This is a genomic window from Pseudomonas sp. DrBHI1 (genome assembly GCF_002205115.1).
In the GTDB taxonomy this organism is placed as follows: Bacteria; Pseudomonadota; Gammaproteobacteria; order Pseudomonadales; family Pseudomonadaceae; genus Aquipseudomonas; species Aquipseudomonas mosselii.
Genome location: NZ_NIBE01000102.1, coordinates 19,307 through 42,038 on the forward strand (window position 1 = coordinate 19,307; position 22,732 = coordinate 42,038).

At 64.7% G+C, this 22,732-nt stretch carries 17 protein-coding genes, 1 tRNA gene and 1 pseudogene; 5 read left to right on the top strand and 14 right to left on the bottom strand.

Translation table 11 applies throughout. From position 1 onward, the window contains the following. Positions 1-32: 32 nt before the first annotated feature. The 4 genes from CC207_RS20135 to bglX form a co-directional block, all read right to left on the bottom strand. Entirely contained in the window at positions 33-1,352 is a 1,320-nt protein-coding gene (locus CC207_RS20135; protein WP_088852648.1) for an MFS transporter, read from the bottom strand. A gap of 259 nt (positions 1,353-1,611) precedes the next feature. After that, positions 1,612-2,946 (bottom strand): sigma-54 dependent transcriptional regulator, encoded by a 1,335-nt coding sequence (locus CC207_RS20140; protein WP_088852649.1) that lies wholly within the window; start codon positions 2,944-2,946, stop codon positions 1,612-1,614. Next, positions 2,940-4,697, bottom strand: coding sequence for an ATP-binding protein (locus tag CC207_RS20145; RefSeq protein WP_028690187.1), 1,758 nt, complete (start codon positions 4,695-4,697; stop codon positions 2,940-2,942). The genes CC207_RS20140 and CC207_RS20145 overlap by 7 nt, the downstream gene beginning before the upstream one ends. 118 nt (positions 4,698-4,815) lie before the next feature. Continuing rightward, positions 4,816-7,107 carry a beta-glucosidase BglX gene (gene bglX / locus CC207_RS20150; protein WP_028690186.1) on the bottom strand — a complete coding sequence of 764 codons (2,292 nt, stop codon included), beginning with the start codon at positions 7,105-7,107 and terminating at the stop codon, positions 4,816-4,818. Positions 7,108-7,310: 203 nt separating this feature from the next. Here bglX and CC207_RS20155 point away from each other — a divergent pair, with 203 nt between their 5' ends. The 4 genes from CC207_RS20155 to CC207_RS20170 all read left to right on the top strand — a co-directional run bounded on the left by CC207_RS20155 (position 7,311) and on the right by CC207_RS20170 (position 10,240). Continuing rightward, positions 7,311-7,919, top strand: coding sequence for a TPM domain-containing protein (locus tag CC207_RS20155; protein WP_028690185.1), 609 nt, complete (start codon positions 7,311-7,313; stop codon positions 7,917-7,919). Between the two features lie 156 nt (positions 7,920-8,075). Then, complete coding sequence (locus CC207_RS20160; protein WP_088852650.1) at positions 8,076-9,296, top strand: SAM-dependent methyltransferase; 1,221 nt, start codon at positions 8,076-8,078, stop codon at positions 9,294-9,296. Between the two features lie 177 nt (positions 9,297-9,473). Beyond that, positions 9,474-9,746: a hypothetical protein gene (locus CC207_RS20165; RefSeq protein WP_088852651.1), complete on the top strand. Its 273-nt coding sequence runs from the start codon at positions 9,474-9,476 to the stop codon at positions 9,744-9,746. Beyond that, positions 9,746-10,240, top strand: coding sequence for an AlpA family transcriptional regulator (locus CC207_RS20170; RefSeq protein ID WP_028690182.1), 495 nt, complete (start codon positions 9,746-9,748; stop codon positions 10,238-10,240). The genes CC207_RS20165 and CC207_RS20170 overlap by 1 nt, the downstream gene beginning before the upstream one ends. 33 nt (positions 10,241-10,273) lie before the next feature. Here CC207_RS20170 and CC207_RS20175 read toward each other — a convergent pair. The 4 genes and pseudogenes from CC207_RS20175 to CC207_RS20190 all read right to left on the bottom strand — a co-directional run bounded on the left by CC207_RS20175 (position 10,274) and on the right by CC207_RS20190 (position 15,504). Continuing rightward, positions 10,274-12,826: pseudogene (locus CC207_RS20175) on the bottom strand (TonB-dependent hemoglobin/transferrin/lactoferrin family receptor). 119 nt (positions 12,827-12,945) lie between these two features. Beyond that, positions 12,946-13,893, bottom strand: a complete 948-nt coding sequence (locus tag CC207_RS20180) for a FecR domain-containing protein (RefSeq protein WP_062364137.1) — start codon at positions 13,891-13,893, stop codon at positions 12,946-12,948. Further along, entirely contained in the window at positions 13,890-14,411 is a 522-nt protein-coding gene (locus CC207_RS20185; protein WP_062364139.1) for an RNA polymerase sigma factor, read from the bottom strand. The genes CC207_RS20180 and CC207_RS20185 overlap by 4 nt, the downstream gene beginning before the upstream one ends. A 76-nt stretch (positions 14,412-14,487) precedes the next feature. Next, positions 14,488-15,504 carry a DUF4917 family protein gene (locus CC207_RS20190; protein WP_088852652.1) on the bottom strand — a complete coding sequence of 339 codons (1,017 nt, stop codon included), beginning with the start codon at positions 15,502-15,504 and terminating at the stop codon, positions 14,488-14,490. Positions 15,505-15,644: 140 nt separating this feature from the next. Here CC207_RS20190 and CC207_RS20195 point away from each other — a divergent pair, with 140 nt between their 5' ends. Further along, complete coding sequence (locus CC207_RS20195; protein ID WP_028690177.1) at positions 15,645-16,703, top strand: glycerophosphodiester phosphodiesterase family protein; 1,059 nt, start codon at positions 15,645-15,647, stop codon at positions 16,701-16,703. 92 nt (positions 16,704-16,795) lie between these two features. On the opposite strand, the gene CC207_RS20200 is transcribed toward CC207_RS20195, so the two are convergent. The 6 genes from CC207_RS20200 to CC207_RS20225 form a co-directional block, all read right to left on the bottom strand. After that, on the bottom strand, positions 16,796-18,496 hold the full coding sequence (locus CC207_RS20200; RefSeq protein WP_028690176.1) for a SulP family inorganic anion transporter: 1,701 nt from the start codon (positions 18,494-18,496) through the stop codon (positions 16,796-16,798). Positions 18,497-18,684: 188 nt separating this feature from the next. Then, a tRNA-Gly gene (locus CC207_RS20205) sits at positions 18,685-18,758 on the bottom strand. Positions 18,759-18,873: 115 nt separating this feature from the next. Continuing rightward, on the bottom strand, positions 18,874-19,758 hold the full coding sequence (locus CC207_RS20210; RefSeq protein ID WP_088852653.1) for an alpha/beta fold hydrolase: 885 nt from the start codon (positions 19,756-19,758) through the stop codon (positions 18,874-18,876). Between the two features lie 379 nt (positions 19,759-20,137). After that, positions 20,138-20,830 (bottom strand): 16S rRNA pseudouridine(516) synthase, encoded by a 693-nt coding sequence (locus CC207_RS20215; protein WP_028690174.1) that lies wholly within the window; start codon positions 20,828-20,830, stop codon positions 20,138-20,140. 34 nt (positions 20,831-20,864) lie between these two features. Beyond that, the gene (locus CC207_RS20220) at positions 20,865-21,086 is read right to left on the bottom strand and encodes a cysteine-rich CWC family protein (protein WP_028690173.1); all 222 of its coding nucleotides are present in this window, start codon (positions 21,084-21,086) and stop codon (positions 20,865-20,867) included. Next, positions 21,079-22,569, bottom strand: a complete 1,491-nt coding sequence (locus CC207_RS20225; RefSeq protein ID WP_069016079.1) for a diguanylate cyclase — start codon at positions 22,567-22,569, stop codon at positions 21,079-21,081. Before CC207_RS20225 ends, CC207_RS20220 begins: the two co-directional genes overlap by 8 nt. Between the last annotated feature and the right edge of the window lie 163 nt (positions 22,570-22,732).

Genomic DNA, 22,732 nt, shown 5'->3' on the forward strand with positions numbered 1-22,732 from the left:
GCAGCGCCCCTTTTCAGTTCTGCGAGGAGGGATCAGTCGGTGGTGATCCGCGAATGCTGCTTGGTGTCCTTCATGGTCGCGTACACCAACAGCGAGCAAGCGATGCAGGCGGTGACGTACCAGTAGAAGCCGGTCTCCATGCCGATGCTCTTGAACCACAGGGCCACATACTCGGCGGTGCCGCCGAAGATCGACACGGTCAGCGCGTACGGCAGGCCGACGCCCAGGGCGCGGATTTCGGTCGGGAACAGTTCGGCCTTCACCACGGCGTTGATCGAGGTGTAGCCGCTGACGATGATCAGCGCGGCCATGATCAGGAAGAACGCGCCCCACCAGGTCTGGATGGTGTGCAGGGTGCTGAGGATCGGCACGGTGAAGAGGGTGCCGAGCACGCCGAAGGCGATCAGGATAGGGCGTCGGCCAATCTTGTCGGACAGCCCGCCGATCACCGGCTGCAGGCACATGAACAGGAACAGCGTGGCCGCCGAGATGGTGGTCGAGTCGCTGATGCTCATGCCCACGGTGTTGACCAGGTATTTCTGCATGTAGGTGGTGTAGGTGTAGAAGGCCAGGGTACCGCCCATGGTCAGACCGACCACGGTCATCAGCTCCTTGGGATGGCGCAGCAGGGTACGCATCAGGCTTTCCTTGGATTTTTCCTTCTTGGTGAAGGAGGCGGTCTCTTCCATGCCGCGGCGCAGGTACAGGGCGACCACCGCGCATAGCGCGCCGATCACGAACGGTACGCGCCAGCCCCAGGCATACAGCTCCTCGGTGGTCAGGGTGTTCTGCAGGACGATCAGCACCGCCAGGGCGATGAGCTGGCCCGAGATCAGGGTGACGTACTGGAAACTGGAGAAGAAGCCACGGCGTTCCTTGCTGGCCATCTCGCTGAGATAAGTGGCCGAGGTGCCGTACTCACCACCTACCGACAGGCCCTGCATCAGGCGGGCGATGACCAGCAGGATCGGCGCGGCGACGCCGATGGTCTCGTAGCCCGGCGTCAGGGCGATGACCAGGGAGCCTGCGCACATCAGCAGTACAGAGGCCATCAGTGCCGCCTTGCGGCCCTTGCGGTCGGCGTACAGGCCCATCAGCCAGCCGCCTATCGGGCGCATGAGGAAGCCCACGGCGAAGATCGCGGCGGTGTTGAGCAGTTGGGCGGTGGTGTCGCCGGCGGGGAAGAAGGCCTTGGCGAAGTACAGCGAGAATGCGGCGTAGACGTACCAGTCGTACCATTCGACCATGTTGCCGATGGAACCACTGAAGATCGATTTGAGGCGGTTGGCGGTGGACTTTTGCGCGGCGGGCGCAACGGCCGCCCCGGTGGGCAGAGTGCTGGCGTTATCCATCAGGGATACCTTCTCGTTGTTTTTGTGGAGCGCGCTCGAGGCGCAGCTTGAGAAGGGTTTTGCAGGAGGTGTGCCAGATGAGTGCGTGGTGATCCATTCGAGGGCATCGCGGGGCAAGCCCGCTCCCACGCAAAGCCTGTGCCGCCTGCGTTTCAAGGACCTTCGTGGGAGCGGGCTTGCCCCGCGATGAGGTGTGAAACAACGGCAACGGATAGGCGGTTTTCCGCTTGTTGGCCTGAAATACTGAGCAATAATCCGCTCATTCGCGCTCAAGAAAGTCCTCTCTCACCAACCCATGCCGCTGCATCTTTTCATTGAGTGTGCGCCGCGGCAGTTGCAAGGCCTCCATCACGCCCTTGATCTCACCCTTGTGCTGGCGCAGGGCCGCGCGCAGGCACTGGGCCTCGAACGCTTCCATCTGCTCGACCAGTGATTGCCCACCGGACTCGATCTCCAGGGCCGGCGAGCCCAGCCCCAAGGCATGCCGTTCGGCGGCATTGGCCAGCTCGCGCACATTGCCCGGCCAATCGTGAGCCAGCAGGCGCGCCAGTTGCACGCCGGTCAGCGGCGGGGCGCTGCGTCCGAGGCGTTCGGCGGCGGCGCGGGCGAAATGCTCGAACAGCAACGGGATGTCCTCGCGCCGCTCGCGCAGGGGCGCCAGTCTCAGTTCGGCGACGTTCAGGCGGTAGGCCAGGTCTTCGCGAAAGCGCCCGGCGCGGGCTTCCTCCAGCAAGTCCGGCTTGGTTGCGGCAATGATGCGCAAGTCGACGCTGATGCTCTGGTTGGCGCCCAGTCGCTCGAGCTTGTGCTCCTGGATCACCCGCAGCAGCTTGGCCTGCTGGGCCAGCGGCATGCTCTCGATTTCGTCGAGGAACACGGTGCCGCCATTGGCGTACTCCAGCTTGCCGATACGCTTGCCCTGGGCGCCGGTGAATGCGCCGCTCTCATGGCCGAACAGCTCGGCTTCGAAGAGCGTCTCGGGAATGGCCGCGCAGTTGAGGGCGACGAAGGGCTTGTCGGCGCGCGGGCCGAAGTCGTGCAGGCAGCGCGCCACGCGCTCCTTGCCGCTGCCGGTTTCACCACGAATCAGCACGTTGACCGGCAGGCCGGCCAGCTCAAGCACCTGACGGCGCAGTTGCAACAAGCCTTGGGACATGCCCAGCAGGGTGTTCTCCAGTTGTGCCTTGAGGTCGGCCTGTTCATGCAGGCGGCGGTTCTCCAGGACCAGCTGGCGCTTTTCCAGGGCCCGGCGCAGGCTGCCCATCAGGTGTTGCGGGGTGAACGGTTTCTCCAGGAAGTCATAGGCGCCATTGCGCATGGCTTCCACCGCCATGGGCACGTCGCCATGGCCGGTGAGCAGGATCACCGGCAGGTCGGGATCGCTTGCCTGCAACCGTTCGAGCAGCTGCAAGCCGGACATACCGGGCATGCGCACGTCGCTGAGGATCACCCCGGGGAAGTGCGGCTCGAGCCTGTCCAGGCAGTCCTCGGCGCGGGCGAACAACTGCACGTTGAAGCCCGACAGGCTCAGCCACTGTTCCACCGCGGTGCGGATGCTCGCTTCGTCGTCGACGACGATCACCGAATTCAACATACAGGCTCCAGGTCGCGCGGCAGGGTGAGGCTGAAGCGGGCACCGCCCGGCAGGTTCTCGACCTGCAGGCGACCACCGGCGTCGATGACGATGCCATAGGAGATGGCCAGGCCCAGCCCCAGCCCCTCACCGACCGGCTTGGTGGTGAAGAACGGATCGAAGACCCGGTCCAGGTCGCAGTCGAGGATACCACCACCGGAATCAAGCACGCTCAGGCGCCACTGCGCATCGTCGGCCTCGATGCGGATCTCCAGGCGTTTGTAACGCTTGTCGGCCATGGCGTCGATGGCGTTGCGCAGCAGGTTGATCAGCACCTGCTCCAGGCGGATCGCGTCGCCGCGGACCCAGGCCGGGCGTGCCAGGTACAGCGCCACTTCGACGCCTTCGGCACGGATGCGAGTGTCCAGCAGGTGCAGCGCCTGGTCGACCACCGTGGCCAGGTCCAGGCGCTCGCGCAGGCCGCCGGGGCTGTTGCGGGCGAAGGTCTTCAGGTGGCCGGTGAGCGCGGCCATGCGGCTCAGCATCTGCTCCAGAGGCTCCAAGGCCTGGCGCGCTTCGTCATGGCGGCCATGGTCGAGCAGCAGGCGCAGGGTTTCCAATTGCATGCGCTGGGTGGTCAGCGGCTGGTTGATTTCATGGGCCAGGGCTGCCGACATCTGCCCCAGCGCCGCCAGCTTGGCTGACTGCACCAGGCCTTCCTGGGCGGTATGCAGCTCGCGGGTGCGCTCTTCGACCAGGCGCTTGAGCTCTTGTCGGCTGCGTTGGCGCAGTCGGGCCAGGCGCAGGCGCTGGCTGACGAACAGTGCGGCGAACACCAGGCTCAGCCAGATGGCCGCGGCGGCGAGGGCGGCGTTGCGCCCGTCCTCGGCGACCTGTGGCTTGCGCAGCAGGTGCAGGGTCCAGCCTTCGGCCTCCAGCGGCAGGCGCTCCCACAGGTACTCGGCGGTGCCATCCGGGCCCTGGACGCGGGTCAGGTGGCTGGTGTCGGTGAAGCGGGTCAGGACCTGGTGCTGCAGGGGCACCAGCGGTTGCTTGTCATACTGGCGGGTTTCGGCCAGCTCGGCGCGGTCGGCGCCGGACAGCGGTTGCAGCTCACGGTAGCGCCAACCGTCCTGATTGGCGATGAAAGTGATGCCGCGGGCATCGCTGACCAGCAGGATATCGCTGCCTTGGCGCCACTCGCGCTCGAGCTCCGGGAACTCCAGCTTGACCACCATGGCGCCGAGGAAGCGGCCGTGTTCGTCGTCTACCGCGCTGGACAGGAAGTAGCCCGGCACGCCGCTGGTCACGCCGACCGCGTAGAAGCGGCCGCTGCCCTGGCTGCGGGTCTGCTTGAAATAGGGGCGAAAGCCGTAGTTGGAACCGACATAGGTGGTCGGCAGGCGCCAGTTGCTGGCGGCGATGGCCAGGCCCGTGCGGTCGAGCAGCTCCAGGGTGGAGGAGTTGGCGGCGCCGTTGATGCGTTCGAGCTTGCGGTTCAGGGCGTCCTGCACCGGCTCGGTGACTGGGCCGCGCAGGGCTGCAATCAGCTCTGGATCCAGCGCCAGCACTGCGGGCAGGGCGCGGTAGCGCTCAATCAGAGTGTGCAGGGCGTTGGCGTACAACCCCAGTTGTTCGCTGGCCCGGCGGGCGTCGGTTTCCATGGCCTGGCGCTTGGCCTGGTGCATGGCCCAGCCGGCGCTGAGGGTGGTGCCGACCAGGATCAGCAGGATGATCAAACCCAGGCGCAGGGCGCGGAAGGATGAGGGCATGGGGCGGATCCGGGATCTCGGTTGTCTGTGCCAGCCTTATCGCGGGGCAAGCCCGCTCCCACAGGATTGCAGAGGGTCCTGTGGAAGCCGGCTTGCCTCGCGAAGGGGCCGATCCTGCTTAACGCAGCTCGAAGCTCTGTTGCTGTACCGCCTGCGAGTCGAGGCCGATCTGGACATTGAACTGGCCAGCCTCGGCGACGTGCTGCAGTTGGCCATTGTAGAACTTCAGGTCCTGCTCACTGATGTCGAAGGTCAAGGTTCGCGCTTCGCCTGCCTTGAGCATCAGTTTCTGGAAGTTCTTCAATTCCTTGACCGGGCGGCTCATCGACGCGCTCTGGTCCTGGATATACAGCTGCACCACGGTCTCGCCGTCACGCTTGCCGGTGTTCTTCACCGTCACCTTGGCCTGCAGGGTGTCGCCACGCTTGAGTGCCTTCTGCGACAGCGCCAGCCCCGACAGCTCGAAACGGGTGTAGCTCAGGCCGTAGCCGAACGGGTACAGCGGGCCGTTCGGCTCCTCGAAGTACTGCGAGGTGTAGTTGCCCGGCTTGCCCGGGGTGAACGGGCGGCCGATGCGCATGTGGTTGTAGTACATCGGGATCTGCCCGACCGAGCGCGGGAAGGTGATGGCCAGGCGACCGGACGGGTTGTAGTCGCCGAACAGCACGTCGGCGATGGCGTTGCCGCCCTCGGTACCGCTGAACCAAGTCTCGAGGATGGCATCGGCCTGTTCGCGCTCCCAGGCGATCGACAGCGGGCGGCCGTTCATCAGCACCAGCACCAGGGGCTTGCCGGTGGCCTTCAGCGCCTTGATCAGGTCACGTTGTACCGCTGGGATTTCCAGGGTGGTACGGCTCGACGATTCGTGGGACATGCCACGGGACTCGCCGACCACGGCCACCACCACATCCGCCTGCTTGGCCGCCTTGACCGCTTCGTCGATCAGCACGGCGGCGGGACGTGGGTCATCGACGATTTCCGGCGCGTCGAAGTTGAGGAAGTTCAGGTAGTCGAACATGGCCTTGTCGCCGGTCACGTTCGAACCCTTGGCGTAGACCAGTTTGGCCTTGCCTTCGACTGCGCGGCGCAGCCCCTCGCGCACGGTGACCGAATGCTGCGGTTTACCGTCAGCGGCCCAGCTGCCCATCATGTCGATCGGCGCGTCGGCCAGGGGGCCGACCAGGGCGATGGTGCCGGACTTCTTCAGCGGCAGGGTCTGCTCGCGGTTTTCCAGCAGCACCAGGCCACGGCGTGCCACGTCGCGAGCGGCGTCACGGTGCAGGCGGTCTTCGGCGTAATAGTCCTTCAGGTCGGTATCGGCCTTGGGAATGCGTACATAGGGGTCCTTGAACAGCCCCATGTCGTACTTGGCGCCCAGCACTTCGCGCACTGCCTGGTCCAGCTCGGCCTGGCTGACTTCGCCGGACTTCAGCAGCCCCGGCAGCTCTTCGCCGTAGAGCGTGTCGTTCATGCTCATGTCGATGCCGGCCTTGATCGCCAGCTTGGCCGCTTCCCGGCCGTCGCGGGCCACGCCATGGCGGATCAGTTCCTGGATGGCGCCGTGGTCGCTGATGGTCACACCCTTGAAGCCCCACTCCTTGCGCAGCAGGTCGTTCATCAGCCAGGTGTTGGAGGTGGCCGGCACGCCGTTGATTGAGTTCAGCGCGACCATTACCCCGCCGGCACCGGCGTCGAGCGCTGCGCGGTAGGGTGGCAAGTAGTCGTTGTACATCTTCGGCAGGCTCATATCGACCGTGTTGTAGTCGCGCCCGCCCTCGACCGCGCCGTAGAGGGCGAAGTGCTTGACGATAGCCATGATGCTGTCGGCGTTGGCCGGGCTCGAGCCCTGGAACGACTTGACCATCACCTGACCGATCCTCGAGGTCAGGTAGGTGTCCTCGCCGAAGCCCTCGCTGGTGCGGCCCCAGCGCGGGTCGCGGGCGATATCGACCATCGGCGCGAAGGTCATGTCCAGGGAATCGGCGGCGGCCTCGATGGCCGAGGTGCGGCCGACCTTGGCGATGGCATCCATGTCCCAGGACGAGGCAAGGCCCAAGCCGATCGGGAAAATGGTGCGCTCGCCGTGGATGGTGTCGTAGGCGAAGAACATCGGGATCTTCAGGCGGCTGCGCATGGCCGCGTCCTGCATCGGCCGGTTCTCGGGGGCGGTGCGCGAGTTGAAGGTGCCACCGATGCGTCCGGCGGCGATTTCCTCGCGGATCTTGTCGCGGGGCATCTCGGGGCCGATGCTGATCAGGCGCAACTGGCCGATTTTCTCGGCCTCGGTCATCTGGCCGACCAGGTGGTCGATGAACGCCTGCTTGTCTTGCAGGGGCGCGGCGGTGGGGGCGGCAAGGGCCGCCTGACTGGCAAGGCCCATGGCCAGGCCCAGCAAAGACAGTTTCATCATCAATTCCGTTGTCGAGTGATAAGCGGCTGGTCGAGACGTTTCGTACGCTTGTAGCTGTCGCGTCCGCTGGCGGTTCTGTGGATCATTCATCCATGATCCAGCGCAGTCGCGGATTATGCCTTATATGAAGCGCTTGTTGAGATACACTCACGCCCACCCGATTGCCGGGATAACAACGATAAGAACGCTCGAGAGACGATGGCATGACCGAATACGAACAGCGCCAGATCGCCGAGGCGATCGCCCGCGCCGAGCGGCGTACCGATGCGGAGCTGGTGACCGTGCTGGCCCGCCGCGCCGACGACTTTCCCTACCTGCCGTTACTCTGGGCCGCCCTGCTGGCCTTGCTGATCCCCGGCGCATTGCACCTGTGGCTGGGCGGTATCGGCGTCAATGGCCTGCTGCTGGCGCAGATGCTGACCTTCATCAGCCTGTGCCTGCTGCTGCGCCATCCACGTCTGGCGGCCTGGGTGGTGCCGTCGGTGCTGCGGCGCCGACGTGCCTCGGGCCTGGCCCGCCAGCAGTTTCTTGAACTCAATCTGCAGCGTACCGCCGGTGCCACCGGGGTGTTGATCTTCGTCAGCGAAGCCGAGCGTCATGTCGAGATCCTGGTTGACGAAGGCATTGCCCGACACCTGCCGGAGCAGGCACGCGAGGCGATTGTTGCCCGCTTCACCGAGCAGGTGCGCCTGGGTCATACCCTGCAGGGTTTCGTCGAATGCATCGAGGCCTGCGGCGAGCTGCTCAGCGAACACGTGCCGCCCACCCATGCGCGCAACGAGCTGCCCAACCGCCTGGTGATTCTCGACTGAGTCTGATCAGACCGGAGGCGAGTCGCAGCGGGCTTGCCCCGCAAACACCGGTGAAGCCGGTGCATTCCGCCGGGTGCTGGTTTCGTGAGGATCACCATCGACGTAGAATGCCGGGCATTGCGCATTGCGCCCCCGCATTCCGAGGCACCCGTTCCCATGTCGTCCCCTTCTTCAGCCCCCACCGCGCCGGACGCGCGTGCCCAGTTCCTGAACCTGCTCGCCGACGCCCTGGCCGATGGCAGCCTGAGCAAGCTGGTGCTGGCCCGCCATGTCGGCGCCGACCAGACCCTGCAGCGGATCATCGCCAAACCGGTGCAGATCAAGGGGCAGGCCTGCCTGTCGCTGGTCTACCGTCATCAGACCCGCGACATCACCCGCAACCTGGGGCTGGACCCGGCGCTGGCACTGGTGACCGAGCTGCTGCCGGAAAGCTTTCGCAACGCGCACCTGTTCACCGCCGCCGGCGAGGTGCAACTGGAATTCAGCAAGAAGGGCAAGCCGATGCTGCGCCGCCACCTGGCCCAGCCGACGCCACGCGAGACCGGGGCTGGCGGGCACGACCGCGAAAAGAAGCGCTACCTGGAACTGTCGCGACCGTTCCTGCGCGACCTGGGGGTGACCGACGGTCAAGGTGCGCTGATCCCCTCGATGTCGCGCAAGTGGAAGCAGATCAACAAGTTCATCGAAGTCTTCGACCATGCCTTGAGCAGCGCGCCGGTGAGTGCGCAACAGACGCTCAAGGTCGCCGACTTCGGCTCGGGCAAGGGCTACTTGACCTTCGCCATGCACGATTACCTGCGCAATACCCTAGGGCGTGAGGCGCAGGTCACCGGTGTCGAATTGCGCGCGGACATGGTCGAGCTGTGCAACGCCGCCGCCGCTCGCCTGGAGCATCCGGGCCTGGTGTTCGAATGCGGTGATGTGCGCAGCGTGGTGCCTGAAGCCATCGACGTGATGATCGCCCTGCATGCCTGCGACATTGCCACCGACTACGCCATCCATACCGGCATTCGCTGCAAGGCCGCGATCATCATGTGCTCGCCGTGTTGCCACAAGCAGGTTCGTCCGCAACTGCGCAGCCCCGGCCTGTTGCAACCGATGCTGCAATACGGGCTGCACCTGGGGCAGCAGGCTGAAATGCTCACCGACAGCCTGCGGGCACTCTATCTTGAGGCCTGTGGCTACGAGACCAAGGTGTTCGAATTCATCTCGCTCGAGCACACCAACAAGAACAAGATGATTCTTGCGGTCAAGCGCCGACAGCCCCAGGACAATGCGGCGCTGCTGGAGAAGATCGCCGAGCTCAAGGCGTTCTATGGGGTACGCGAGCATTGCCTGGAAACCCTGCTGCAGGCGGATGGCCTGATCGCTGGGTGATCGACCTCGCCTGGACCTACAGCACCTTCCCCGTTTCGGTTAGGCCGTTTCCGAAAGAGCTTTTCTGAGTCTGTTGCAGCCTTCCTGGCACCTAGTCTGGCTTGTGGTGACGCCCGTCGGCGTTACTGGGTTGTCACTTGACAACCTTCTTCCCATGCCCATACTGGAGCTCAATCGATGGCCCGTCCCCTCCATCCAAACAAGGAAGTCGAGCAGTCCTTGGCACACGCTGAGGCGCAGGGCTGGAAAGTCACGGTGCGGGACGGCCACTGCTGGGGGCGGATCTATTGCCCCAACAACGACCGCGAATGCCGCTGTGGCGAGTTCTGCATCACCAGCGTGTGGAGCACACCCAGAAATCCGGGCACCTTCGCTCGCCAGTTGCGCCGGGTCGTGGACAACTGCACATCGATGCGCGGAATCGTCAAACAGCCAGTGGAGCGAAAGTGATGGAGTACGAATTCACCCTCAAGTACCAATTGCACGACGGTGTGGACGTCGATGCACTGATCGAGCTTCTGGGAGAGGCCGGTTGCGATGACGCGGTGGTCGGTAGCGGTCAGCCCGGACGCCTGGCCCTGGCTTTCTCCCGCGAGGGCAAGACTGCGCGGGAAGCGGTGCACAGCGCCCTGGAGAATGTCCGGCAGGTCTTGCCGGAGGCCCGCCTGATCGAAGCCAGTCCTGACCTGGTCGGCCTGACCGATGTGGCGACGCTGGTGGGGGTGTCCCGACAGAACATGCGCAAGCTCATGCTCACGCATCACCGCACTTTCCCGGCCCCGGTGCATGACGGCAGCCTTTCGCTCTGGCACCTGGCCGACATCCTGGCCTGGATGCAGGAACGTGGTACCCACGCCGTGGGCCAGGCGCTTCACGAACTGGCTGTCGTGGCGATGCAGGTGAATGTCGCCAGGGCCCAGGAACGGGTGGCGAGTGGCAGGTGATGCAGTCCTTTGCATCATCGCCGTTGGACAGATTCAGAAGAACCGGGTCACGCTGATCTTGGCATTGCGCCCTTGGGTATAGGCGTTCTCGCCTGACAATTCCGGTCGGATTGCCTTGTTGAACAGGTTGTCCACGGTCAGGTTGACCTCGGTGCCCTTGAGGTACGGCTGTTGGGGTTTCCAGTTGGCGAACAGGCCGTGAATTTCGTACTTCTCGTTGCCGAAGTTGTCGTAGTAGCGGTCACCGAGGGCGCTGGCCGGGCCCTCGAAGTATTTGTCACTGGGCAGGTGGCGGGTGGCGCCGACGAACTGTGCGGTCCAGCCGACACGGGCGTCCCAGGAAGGAATCTTGACCCCCAGGGTGGTGATCCATTTCGGCGCCGGCACATCCTTGGCCCATACGTCGGGGCCCCAAGGGTTGGTATAGGCGCCCTCATGGCGACCTTCCATCCAGGCGTACGATACCGCGCCGAACAGGTAGGTGGAATCGTAGAACGTCTCGATCTCGAAGCCCTTGTACTCCACGTCGCCGATGTTGCGGTAGTTGCCCATCAGGCCACCGCCGCAGGTGTTGGCGATGCTGCCGCCAGTGACCAGTTGCTCCTGGCAGCCGACGCCAGTGGCCTTGAAGATCTCGTCGGTGATCTTGTTGCGGAACAAGGTCGTGCGTACCTGGGCGCTGTCGCCCTGAACAAACACGTTGGAGAAATCACTGATGCTGCCCACGCGCACGCCGGTAATGCGTTCCGGGTCAAGGTCGCGGCTGGTGGACGTGCGGCTTCCCACGCCTTGCACCTCGTACTGCTCATCCAGCACGGGGGCGCGCCAGGTCTTGCTGTAGTCGGCAAACAGCACGGTCTGTTCGGTGGCCTTCCAGAACAGCGACAGGCGTGGCGACCAGCCGCTGTAGGTCTTGTCGCTGTAGTCGTGGCCGGCGGCCGGGTTGTTGTAGTAGGGCGCCTGGTTGGGCTTGCCCTCGTTGGTGACGTGGTCATAGCGCAATGACGGAGTGATGGTCACGCTGCCCAGGGTGACGGCGTCCTGCAGGTAGTAGCCCTGGCTGTGGACCTGGCCGCTGGGCATGAAGTAGGGCTGGTAGTGGCCATAGTTGTACTTGGGCACTTCATAGGTCTTGCCGGGCATCTACATCTGCGTGTCGCGATCGTGGCGACGAAGCTGTACGCCAGCGGTAAGCGCATGCTCCAGCGGTCCAGTAAGGAAGGTGCTGGTGTTCTTCACATCGAGCATGCGGTCCTTGTACTCGGTGTCCATCTTGCGACCACCGGTGGCCGGCTGGAAGAACGCCGTGGCTTCACGCTCGTCGGTCTGCTTGGTGTCGGACTCGGAGTATTTCACCTGCAAATCGACCCACGGATTCTCGATGGGCTGGTACTTGTAGGTGGCCGACCAGGTGGTGTCGATGGTGGTGCGATAGGCCAGGAAGCGTTTGAGAGAGCCTTCGTAGCCATACTTCTTGATGTCCGCGGCCGAGGGTGGCGCCGGGTAGGCGGTGGCGGCGAAGGTGGTCCAGCGGTCGGTTTCGGAGCGCGAGTAGGAAAGGCCCAGGCTGTGCTCGTCGGTGAAGTGGACGTTGCCCTTGAGCAGCATGCCGTCCAGGTCCAAGGCGCTGTAGGGCACGCGCTTGGGGTTGACCGGCCACTGGTTGTTCGGGTCCGGCAGGTTGTCGGCCATTTTCAGGTTGCCGCCGTCGCGTTTGGTGTAATAGACCAGGCCGTCGAAGCGCCTGTCATCGCTGCGGCCGAACAGCGCCGAGCTGTAGATCTGCTGATGGTCGTTGCTGGCGTAGCCATACTTGAGCATGGCGCCACTGTCGCGACCTTCCTGCAGCAGGTCGCCGGCGTCCTTGGTCTGCATGTTGACGCTGCCGCCGAAGCCGCCGTTGCCGGTCTTCACCGAATGTGGGCCCTTGTCCACCTCGATGTGCTTGATCAGTTCCGGCTCGATGAAGACCGTGCCTTGCTGGTAACGCTCGAAGCCGCTCTTGGGCGCGCCATCAAGGGTCATCGGCACGTCTTCGGCGTCGCCCAGGCCCCAGATGTTGATGGTCTGGCCGCCGGGTTTGGCCGAGCCGCCCATGTTCACGCCGGGCAAGGTGGCCAGTACGCTGGGGATGTTGTTCGGTTGGTAGCGGTCGATCTGTTCCTGGTCGAGGGTCGAGCGTCCGACGTTGCCGGGCTCCACCTGCTTGCCGTCGCCGACGATGCTCAAGGCGCCGAGCTGGATGCTGTTGTCGGCACTCGGGGCGTCCTCGCGCAGGCGTACCACGTAGGTGTTGCCCATGCGCACGACACTGAAGCGGCTGCCCACCAGCAGGCGCCCGATGGCCGCCTCGGCCTCGAAATCTCCCTTGAGTGCCGGTGCCTGTGCGCTGCCGAGCAGGGCCTCGTCGAACAGCAACTGGACCTTGGCCTGCTGGGCCAGCTGACTCAACGAACGGGCCAGCGGTTGTGCAGGCAGGTCGAAGGGTACCGGCGCGGCTTCAGCGGCCAGGCTCATGGCCAGGCACAGGGCCAGCAGGGTGGGTCGGGCAGGCAGGCAGTGCAATGGACGCAACGCGGACAACATGGATTCCCCCAAACGGCAAAAGGCCGGAAAAAGCCCGCCATCAAACAGCAGGCGGGGAGGAAGACGCGGCGTTGCGACAAAACCTCACCTGCGAATGATAAAAATTCTCAAATTATTTTTTAGCGCCGCTCGATGCGCAGGCGCCCATCGGCGAGCAAGGTTGTCTTGACCGGCAACAGCGCAGGCAGGGCATTGAGCAGGGCGTCCGGATCGCGCACGTCGAGGTTGCCGGACACCTTGTAGCGGCCGAGCGCCGGATCGGCCAGCACCACCGGCTGCTGGCGATACAGGCCGAGCTCGTCGACCAGGCTGGCCAGCTCGCGGTTGCGGAAGCTCACATGGCCTTCGCGCCAGTCGGCGACCTGCTGCTCACCGAGTTCGTGGCGGGTCAGGCTGCCGCGCGCCAGGTCGTAGGTGACGCCCTGTCGGGCACCGAGCAGCACGGGTGGTTGTCGCTCACCCGGCGTATCGAACGCCACCTGACCGTGGGCGACCGCCACCACCAGTTCGCGCTCGCCACGGCGCAGGTCGAAGCCGGTACCGACCACGCGCACCTGGCCGCTGCCGGCGTCGACGAACAGGGGGCGCTCCTTGTCGGGTGCCACCTCGATGTACAACTGGCCGTGGTCGAGATGGATCAGTCGGCGCTCGGCGCTGAAGTCCAGGCGCAGGCGAGTCTGGGCGTTGACGAAGAGCTGGCTGCCGTCGGGCAGTTGCAGGGGCTGCAGGGCCTGGCCGGCGGCGATGTACTGGCTGAAGGCGGTGCTGCCCGCCCCCAGATTGCCCGCCAGCACCGCACAGAGCAGGGCCGCCGCGGCTGCCAGGGCCGGGCGCCAGCGTGGCGTGCGGCGCACCGGCAAGGGCACGGGGCGGTTGGCCTGTTTGAGCGCGGCCAGGTCATCCCACAACTGTTCGAACTGACGATAGGCACGGGTGTGCTCGGGCGTCTGCATCCACAGGGCGAAGGCCTTGCGCTCCTGGCGCGACGGCTGGTTGCGGTTGCGGCTGAACCAGCTCGCCGCCTGGGCGTCGATCGGGCGCGGGTCGAGCTCGTCGGTGGGGGTCATGGGAACTGCTCCGTGCCGTTGTCACTGTCCAGGCGTTGCTTGCATTGCAGCAGGGCGGCGGCGATGTGCTTCTCGACCATGCTGACGGAAATGTTCATGCGTTCGGCGATCTGGGCCTGGGTCAGGCCTTCGAAACGGTGGAGCATAAGGGCTTCGCGGCGTCGCGGCGAGAGTTCGGCGAGCACCTGGCGCAATTGATTCAGTCGTTGCTGCTGCTGGGCGTGATCCAGCGGGTCATTGGCGGACGTGTCATGGGCCTCGGGCAGGGTGTCGTCGGCCAAAACCGCGTGGCGGACTTTTTGCCGTCGCCAATGGTCGCTCAGCAGGTTGCGCGCCACCTGGAACAGGAACGCGCGCGGCTGTTCCACCTTGGCCCGGTCCCGATAGCCCAGCCACTGGGCGAACACATCCTGGGTCATGTCTGCGGCATCGCTGGCATTGTTCATGCGCTTGCGCAGGAAATGCAGGATGTCGGCATAGAAACCGTGGGCGACAGGGTCGGGCTTGGGGCGCTGCATGCACGCTTTCCGGGCTGGCGTGGAGGAAAGGGTGCGGATCTTATCGAGAATTATTTACATTTGCAAAGTGACCGATTCAATGCCGACGAGCGTGGCTGGCGGGTACGGCAATCGCCAGCTCAGCCAACCCCAAGGGATGACTGGTTGAATCGAAGAAATGCAGTGAAACCTGGTCAAGGTCGGCGAAACGGTCGATAAAGTGTTGCTTCTGGTTGATGATCGACGCCTCGCTCAATGGTCGGATGGCGATTGACAAGTGCCATCGCCGTGCCTGACGGATGGCCTCGAGCAGGTGCTGGTCGCTGGCATCCAGGTGTTGGCCGAACAGGCACAGGCCACCCTGTTCGCGGGCCAGCTGGCCCAGGCTCCAGGACAGGTAGTCCGAGTGGCGGATGGCGCGTAGCTTGTCGTCACTGCGGCTCTCGTTGACGAACAGCGGCACTTCGCCAGGGATGTTGACGGCGAAGCCTTCGAGCAGCTCGGCCTGTTCCGCGCCGCGCTGGCGGGTGCTGCCGTCGGGTAGTTTAAGCAGGTGCATGCCGCCATGCAGGTGCAGCACGCGGATGCCTTCTACCTCGCTGCGGCGCACATCGAAGAAACCCTGTTCGTCGAACAGGCTGGCAAAACCTTGCGCATCCTGGGCCACGGCCCAGGGCAGGATCAGGTCGTAGTTGCTGGTGTAGACGGTACGGTACTGGCGCAGCGCCTGGTTGATGGCCGTGCGCGTCGCGGCGGGGAACAGCGGCCAGGGCAGGTGCACGGCGCGCACCGCGTGGATCAGCGCCTCCTTGATCGAGTAGTAGCGGTTCAGCGGTGCGGTGGAGTTGATCGCCAGCGCGGCATTGGCCCGTACCGTGGTGTTCAGGGTGCTGAGCACCGGCTCGAACAGCTCGCTACCCAAAGCCTTGAACAGCGCCTGGTCGCTCACCCCCAGCGCCTTGTGCCGTACCTGCTGGGCTTGCTCGAACAACGAGAAGTAGCCGAACGGCTTCCACAGCGCGCGACTTGCGCCGTTGCCCAGCAGCAGGGCGGTGCAGGGGTGGCGCTGGTTGAGGTCGGCCCAGGAGGGCAGGTGGGCGTCGAGTGCGGGCATGGGTGGTCCGTTGGGTGGGGCGGAAACGCCAGGGACTTTAGCATGTCATGCAGAGTGTGCGAGGCTTGCGCCTTCAAGGACTGCACCGTTGACCTTGCCGGCGCTTCCAGAGGCCGGCCCCGATCTGCAAAGGACTACCCATGTACAAGACCCTTCTCCTGGCCACCCTGCTGGCGAGCACTGCCGCCCATGCCACTGATGGCAAGGACCTTGCCAATGCCCAGGACATCCCTCACCCGGCCGTGATCGCCCACCGCGGCGCCTCGTTCGACGCGCCCGAGTCCACCACCCCTGCCTACCTGCTGGCCCGTGAACTGGGCGCCGACTACCTGGAAATGGACCTGCAGCGCACCCGCGATGGCGTGCTGGTGGTGGTCCACGACGATGTGCTGGCGCGCACCAGCGACGTCGCCGAACGTTACCCGGAGCGCAAGGCCAGCCCGGTCAGCGCCTTCACCCTGGCCGAGCTCAAGGCGCTGGATGCCGGCAGCTGGTTCAACAAGGCCTACCCCGAGCGTGCCCGGGATGCGTTCAAGGGCCAGCGCATCCTGACCCTGGACGAGGTGATCGACATCGCCGAAGGCAATCCCGAGCGTCACCCCGGCCTGTACATCGAGACCAAGGAACCGGCCCAGTTCCCCGGCATCGAGCAAGATCTGAAGCAGCGCCTCGAAGCCCGTGGCTGGCTCGACAAGCCGGGCCGGGTGGTGTTGCAGACCTTCGACCGCAACAGCCTCAAGCTGCTGCACGAAGCCATGCCGCAGGTACCGAAGATCCTCTTGCTTTGGGTGGCCAAGGGCAGCATCGAACCGGCCTCCGGGCAGGACTTCGCCGAGTCCGGCGAGCAGGACAAGTCGGCCTTCTACGCCCGCCAGCAGCCCAAGGACCGCGCCGAGTTCGAGCGCTGGCTCGACTACGCCAAGGCCGGCGGCGCCATCGGCACCGGCCCTTCGGCGATCCGCACCCACCTGGGCGAGCAGAGCTATTCCGACCTGATTCAGCCCTGGATGAACCAGGCCAGTCATGACAAAGGCCTGCTGGTGCACGTCTACACCCTCGACGAGGCGGTGGACTTCGACAAGGCGATGAAGGCCGGCGTCGATGGCATCTTCACCAACCGTGCCGGTGAGCTGATGCGTTTCTATAAACGACCGATGCCACAGAGCGAAGGCCAGTTACTGCGCAAGCTGGGTTACTGAACGGCAACATGATCGGCAGGGGACACAGGCTGTGCCGTGATACCGAGCCCACGTCCCGTTCAAGGGACGTCGTGGGGGGGTAGTCCCCTCCCTCACTCCGCGGTACCCTCCCGGCGAGCCCTGTTGCGCCATACCCGATACGCCCGAATCCCCGCCCGTACCGAGCCGAACAGCAATTTTTCCTCCATCTCCCGGGCCATCCCGGAACGCACCAGCATGCGCAGGAAGGTGCCACGGGCACGGGCGATGGCGAAATGAATACCCTGGGCGGCGAGGGTGTCGCGGACTTCGCGCAAGGCTGCCACGCCACTGACGTCGATGTTGGTCACGGCTTCTGCGTCGAACAGCACCACCTGGGGTTTCTCCACGCCTTGCACGGCCTCGAGCAGGCGCATCTTGAAGTAGTCGGCGTTGAAGAACAGGATCGCGTCGTCGAAGCGGTACACCACCAGGCCCGGCACGGTACGGGCGTCCTTGTGCTGGCGCACGTCCACCTGGCCTTCGATGCCCGGCACCCAGCCAAGCACGGCGTCGGTGGGCTGGTAGATGCTGTAGAGCAGGCGCAGGATGGCCAGGGTCACGGCGAACACGATGCCCGGCAACACGCCCAGGCCGAGCACGCCGACCGTGGTCAGCAGGCACAGCCAGAACTCGAAGCGGCTGAGCTTGCGGATGGTCTTTAGCGACTTCACGTCGATCAGCCCCCAGCCGGCCATCAGCAGCACCGCGCCCAGCGCGGCCTGGGGGATCCAGGCCATGGGCGCGGTGAAGAACAGCAGGATCAAGGCGATCACCAGGGCGGCGATGATGCCCACCAGCTGGCTCTTGCCGCCGACCATGTCGTTGACCGCGGTGCGCGAGTCGGCGCCGCTGATGGCGAAGCCCTGGGAGATGCCGGCGGCCAGGTTGCTCACGCCCAGGGCGAGGAACTCGTGGTTGGCGTTGATCGCGTAGCCGTGGCGGGCGGCGAAGCTGCGGGCGGTGAGCATTGCGCTGCAGAAACTGATGGTGGCGATACCCAGGGCATCGCGCAGCAGGCTCTTGGTTTCCGCCAGGGTGCTCTGCGGCCAGGCCAGCTCCGGGATGCCCGCCGGTACCGGGCCGAGGATCGCCACCCCATAACGGTCAAGACCGAACAACCCGGCCAGGGCGGTGAACACCACCACCGTCACCAGTGCCGCCGGCAGCCGCGGGTAGCGTCGCGGCAGCCAGATCAGCAGGCCCAGCCCGGCCAGGCCGATGGCCAGGGTCAACCAGTGGATCTCGCCCAGGCGCTGGAGGAAGTTGATCAGGCTGAGGATGAACCCATCGCCTTCGATCCTGAAGCCCACCACTTTCGACAACTGCCCGGCAAGCAGGCTCAGGCCGATGCCATTGAGGTAGCCGATGAGGATCGGCCGCGAGAAGAAGCTGGCGATGAAACCGGCCCGCGCCACCCCGGCGGCGATCAGCATCACGCCCACCAGCACGGTGACGATTACCGACAGCTCGGCGATGCGGTGCGCATCACCCATGGCCAGCGGCGCCACGGCCCCGCCGATCATGGCGCAGGTGGCGGCGTCCGGGCCGACCATCAACTGGCGTGAGCTGCCGACCAGGGCATAGACCATCATCGGCAGCACGCAGGCGTACAAGCCGTACTGCGGTGGCAGGCCGACGATCTGCGCATAGGCGATGGCGATGGGGATCTGGATCGCGGCCACCGACAGGCCGGCTTGCAGGTCTGCGTGGAACCACTCGCGGCGGTAGTGCAACAGGTTGGCCAGGCCCGGTAGCCAGCGGGAGAGAAACATGCGCAGTCCTTTGGAAATGTTTCACAAAGCGTAGCGGTTATGCACCGCGAATCACTGGGCATTCAAGCCAATCGGCGCGGCCATGGCCATGGGCCAGATCAACAAAGGAACACTGGAAACGAAAAAAGGAGCCGAGGCTCCTTTTGACAGCGACGACGCTATTGGAACGTCGGGCGGGGAATGCGAGTTGGAGCGGGTAGAGGGAATCGAACCCTCCTCAATAGCTTGGGAAGCTATAGTTTTACCAATAAACTATACCCGCTTCGAAGCACGACTTTTTACCAGAACCCTCCCTGAATGAGAAGCCCAAGGCTGTAAAAAAGCCTGTCGGCGGCCCGTAGCCTGCGGCTGTCGAGGGCTACAGGACGCCGATGCGCTCAGATGGCCAGTGCATGCTGCCCCGTTTCCTGTGTGTAGCGGTGGCGGGGTTCGCGCAGCGCCGGTTTGAGGAAACCGAGCATCGCATTGCGGGTATCCTCGCAGGCAGTCTTGTGCTCCATGTCCAGGAAGTGGCCGGCGCCGCGGATCACGCTGAAGTGGCTACGCCCCACATGCCGGCTGAACTGGCGGGCATCCTCCACGGTGGTGTACTCGTCGCGGTCACCGTTGATGAACAGCACCGGGATGTCGATGTTGCGCGCGGCCTTCAGTGCCCGCTCCAGGTCGTGGTCGAGCACCTGGTTGATGTGGAAGTGCATCTGCGCATACTCGTGGCTGTCCAGGCTGCTGACGTGCCGGTAGTTGAAGCGCTTGAACAGCGACGGCAGGTGCTTGCCGATGGTGTCGTTGACCAGGTTGCCCACCTGGTAGCGGTCGCAGGCGGCCAGGTACTGGCAACCGCGCTCCAGGTAGTCGCGCATCGGTTCGTTGATCACCGGTGAGAACGAGCTGACGATGGCCTTCTTCACCAGCCGCGGCTGGTGCGCCAGCGCCAGCAGGGTGCAGGCGCCGCCCCAGGAGAACGACATCACGTGGTCGGCACGGAAGTGTTCAATCAGCTCGAGCAGGATGTGTGCCTCGGCTTCCTTGGTCAGCAACCGTTCATGGCGGTTGTGGGGTTTGGACTTGCCGGCGTAGGGCTGGTCGTACAGCACCACGTTGAACTGTGGGTGCAGGTTGCGCACTGTCTGTGCAAAGGACGCCGTGGTGGCCAATGAGCCATTGATCAGGATGATCGTCTTTTCGGCGCCTTCCGCGCGATGGAACTCCGTGTAAACCCGGTACTGCCCTTGGATATCAAGTACAGCGATTTCTGGCCTCATGTCATCGACTCCTGGCGCAAAAAGGGTATTCGCGTCACCTGGTGGCGTGTGCGATCGGCAGGCGGGTTGGGCGCCGAATCGACCGGACAGGCCATTAGGGTGCACGTGCTTTATGACAGGTAGGCATTCGCCTGGAACTGAAACCGGTAGGCCCTTGTGTCGATCCTTGACGCTTGTAGACGACGGTATTGTTGTGCGGGCGATTACCGTGCCCCAGGGCATCGAGACCCCGGGTGGCCGGTAAAGGGCGTCTTGGACTGCGGTTGTGACCAATGAGTCACATGCAGACCGACGAGTTAGCAGTCAAGCAGCGAGGCCGGGATCGCGCAAGTGCCGTTGAGGCAATCTTTCGTGGGAAACTGCCGAATGGCGAGTTCGTTCAGACCGAGGCGATTTCCTCGGCGGTCAGCGCCCTGAATTCTCCCGGATGCAATATCGGGTCCAGTGTGATCGACCCCATGCTTTCCCGATGCAGTCCCACGACCTTGTTCTGGAAGTGTCCGAACATCCGCTTCACCTGGTGATAGCGGCCCTCGACGATGACCAGGCGCGCGCTGCGCGGGCCGAGGATGTCCAGCTGCGCGGGCAGGGTGGTGAGGTCTTCGAAGGCGAAGTAGAACCCTTCGCGGAACCGATCGATGTAATGTGCACCGATTTCGTCCTCGGTGTGCACCAGATAGGTCTTGGGCTGCTTGGTCCGTGGCTGGGTCAGGCGCCGCGACCACTGACCATCGTTGGTCAGGATCAGCAGCCCGGTGGTGTTGTAGTCCAGACGTCCGGCGATGTGCAGGTCATCGCGCAGCGCTGCCGGCAGCAGGTCGAGCACGGTGCGGTGCTGCGGATCCTGGGTGGCGCTGACGCACCCGGCGGGCTTGTGCAGCATCAGGTAGCGCGCTGGACGCCCGGCCTGGTGCAGCTGCTCGTCGACCTCGACGCGGTTGAACTCGCGCACCTCCAGCAGCGGGTCGCCGGTCGGCAGGCCATCCACGCGCACGCGCCGCTGGGCCAGCAGCAGGCGCACTTGCTGGCGGTTGTAGCAGGGCAGGTTGCCGAGGAATCGGTCGAGGCGCATGGGGCGGGTCGCTTGCGGGAAATCGGCGCGCAGTCTAGCGGATCGTGCGCGCTGGCGCTGCCTTGAGCTGCGCGTCCACCTGCGCGCAGCGCGGGCACAGGCAGGCCTTGTCGCGCAGCTCGGCCGGCAGGGCCTCGATCAGCGTCGGGTCGATGGCCACGTCGAAGCACCAGCAGCCTTGCGCGGCGTTGCGCGGGTCGGCCAGGCCGCACTGGTTGAGGGCGCCACAGGCGGGGCAGCGTTGAAGTTCAGGCATGGTCGGGTCCGGGCATTTCGCTGCAGACGCGGTTGCGTCCGCCTTGTTTGGCACGATAGAGCGCATGGTCGGCCCGGGTCAGCAGGCTGTGCAGGCTGTCGTCGCGCCGCAGGGCGGACAGGCCGATGCTCACGGTCAGGCGCAGAGGCTGGTCGGCGTGGCTGAAGGTCAGTTGCTCGGTGCGCCGGCGGATCTTTTCCGCCACCTCGATGGCCTGGCGGCCTTCGGCTTCGCGCAGCAGCACGATGAACTCCTCGCCGCCCCAGCGGCACAGTATATCGGACTGGCGCAGGCTGCCCTGCAGCACATTGGCGAACTGGCGCAGCACTTCGTCGCCGGCCAGGTGGCCATGGGTGTCGTTGAGGGTCTTGAAGTGGTCGAGGTCGATCAGCAGGGCGACCAGCGGCGCGCTGTCACGCTGTGCTTCGATGAGCGCCTGGCCGGCCAGCAGGTCAAAGCTGCGGCGATTGGGCAGGCCGGTGAGGCTGTCGAGGGTGGCCAGTGCCTCGGCGTTGTCCTGGTGCCGCTTGATCATGGCATTGAGCAGTGACAGGACTACCAGGGTAATCATGGCGCAAATAGCCAAGTTCAGGTACAGCGACTGGCGGATGCGGTCCAGGGCGCCGCTTTCGCGCTTGTCCACCAGCAGGTACCAGTCCAGTTCCGGCAGCAGGCGCACATTGAGAAAGTGGCTGTGGCCGTCGTTGTCGGTGTACTCGTGACTGCCGCTGGCCGGTGTCGGCATGCGTGCCAGCAGGTCGTGCCACTGGCTGCTGTCGGCCAGTTGCTGGCCGGCGCGCAGGCCATGGGGGCCACCGTCGGAGCCGGTCAGCAAAACCTTTCCACCGGCGTCGGTGAACAGCACCGAGCGCTGGTAGCGTCGCTGGTATTCGTCGATCAGTCGGACCACCGACTCCACGCTCAAGCCCACGCCGGCGGCACCGATGAAGCGCTGCTGATAATCGAGCACGCGGTGGTTGATGAATACGGTGGGTTTGTCCTGGTTGGCCATGTCCACATCGACATTGATCTCATAGGGCTTGCCCGACTGGCGCAGGCGGAAGTACCAGGCGTCGCGCCAGGCGTCGGCCCGCACCTGCTTGAGCACGCCCTTGGCCTGGTAGTAGGTGAGGCTGCGGTCGGAGACGAAGAAGCTGGTGCAGGTGGCCTGACTGCCCATCACGGCGCCCAGGTAGCGGGTGATGCGCCCGGTGTCCTGCTCGCCGGCCAGCACCCAGTCGCGCAGGAAGGTGTCCTGGGCCATCATCGAGGCGATCAGCACCGGGCGGATCAGGTCTTTCTGGATCTCGGAGTAGACGGTGTCGGAGGTCAGCGGCAACTCGGTGTTGACGATGCCGTCGCGGATCGCCCCGCGCGAGGCGTAGTAGCCGAGCAGCGAGGTGGCCAGGAAGCCGCCGGCCAGCAGCAGCAGCAGGGCGACGAGCAGCGAGCGTTGCGAGAACAGGGCGGAAGGCGAAGGCATGATCTTCCCGTGAAGTGTGCCGGTGGCCACATTCTAGTGAGATGACCGAAAAATGACTGCATGTTTTTCAGGGTTATAGGACCTGTTTCAATTTGTTGCGCAAATGGCACTGAACCCTGTTGCCACGGTCTTATCCTGTGTCGACCAACTGCTTGTCGTCGAC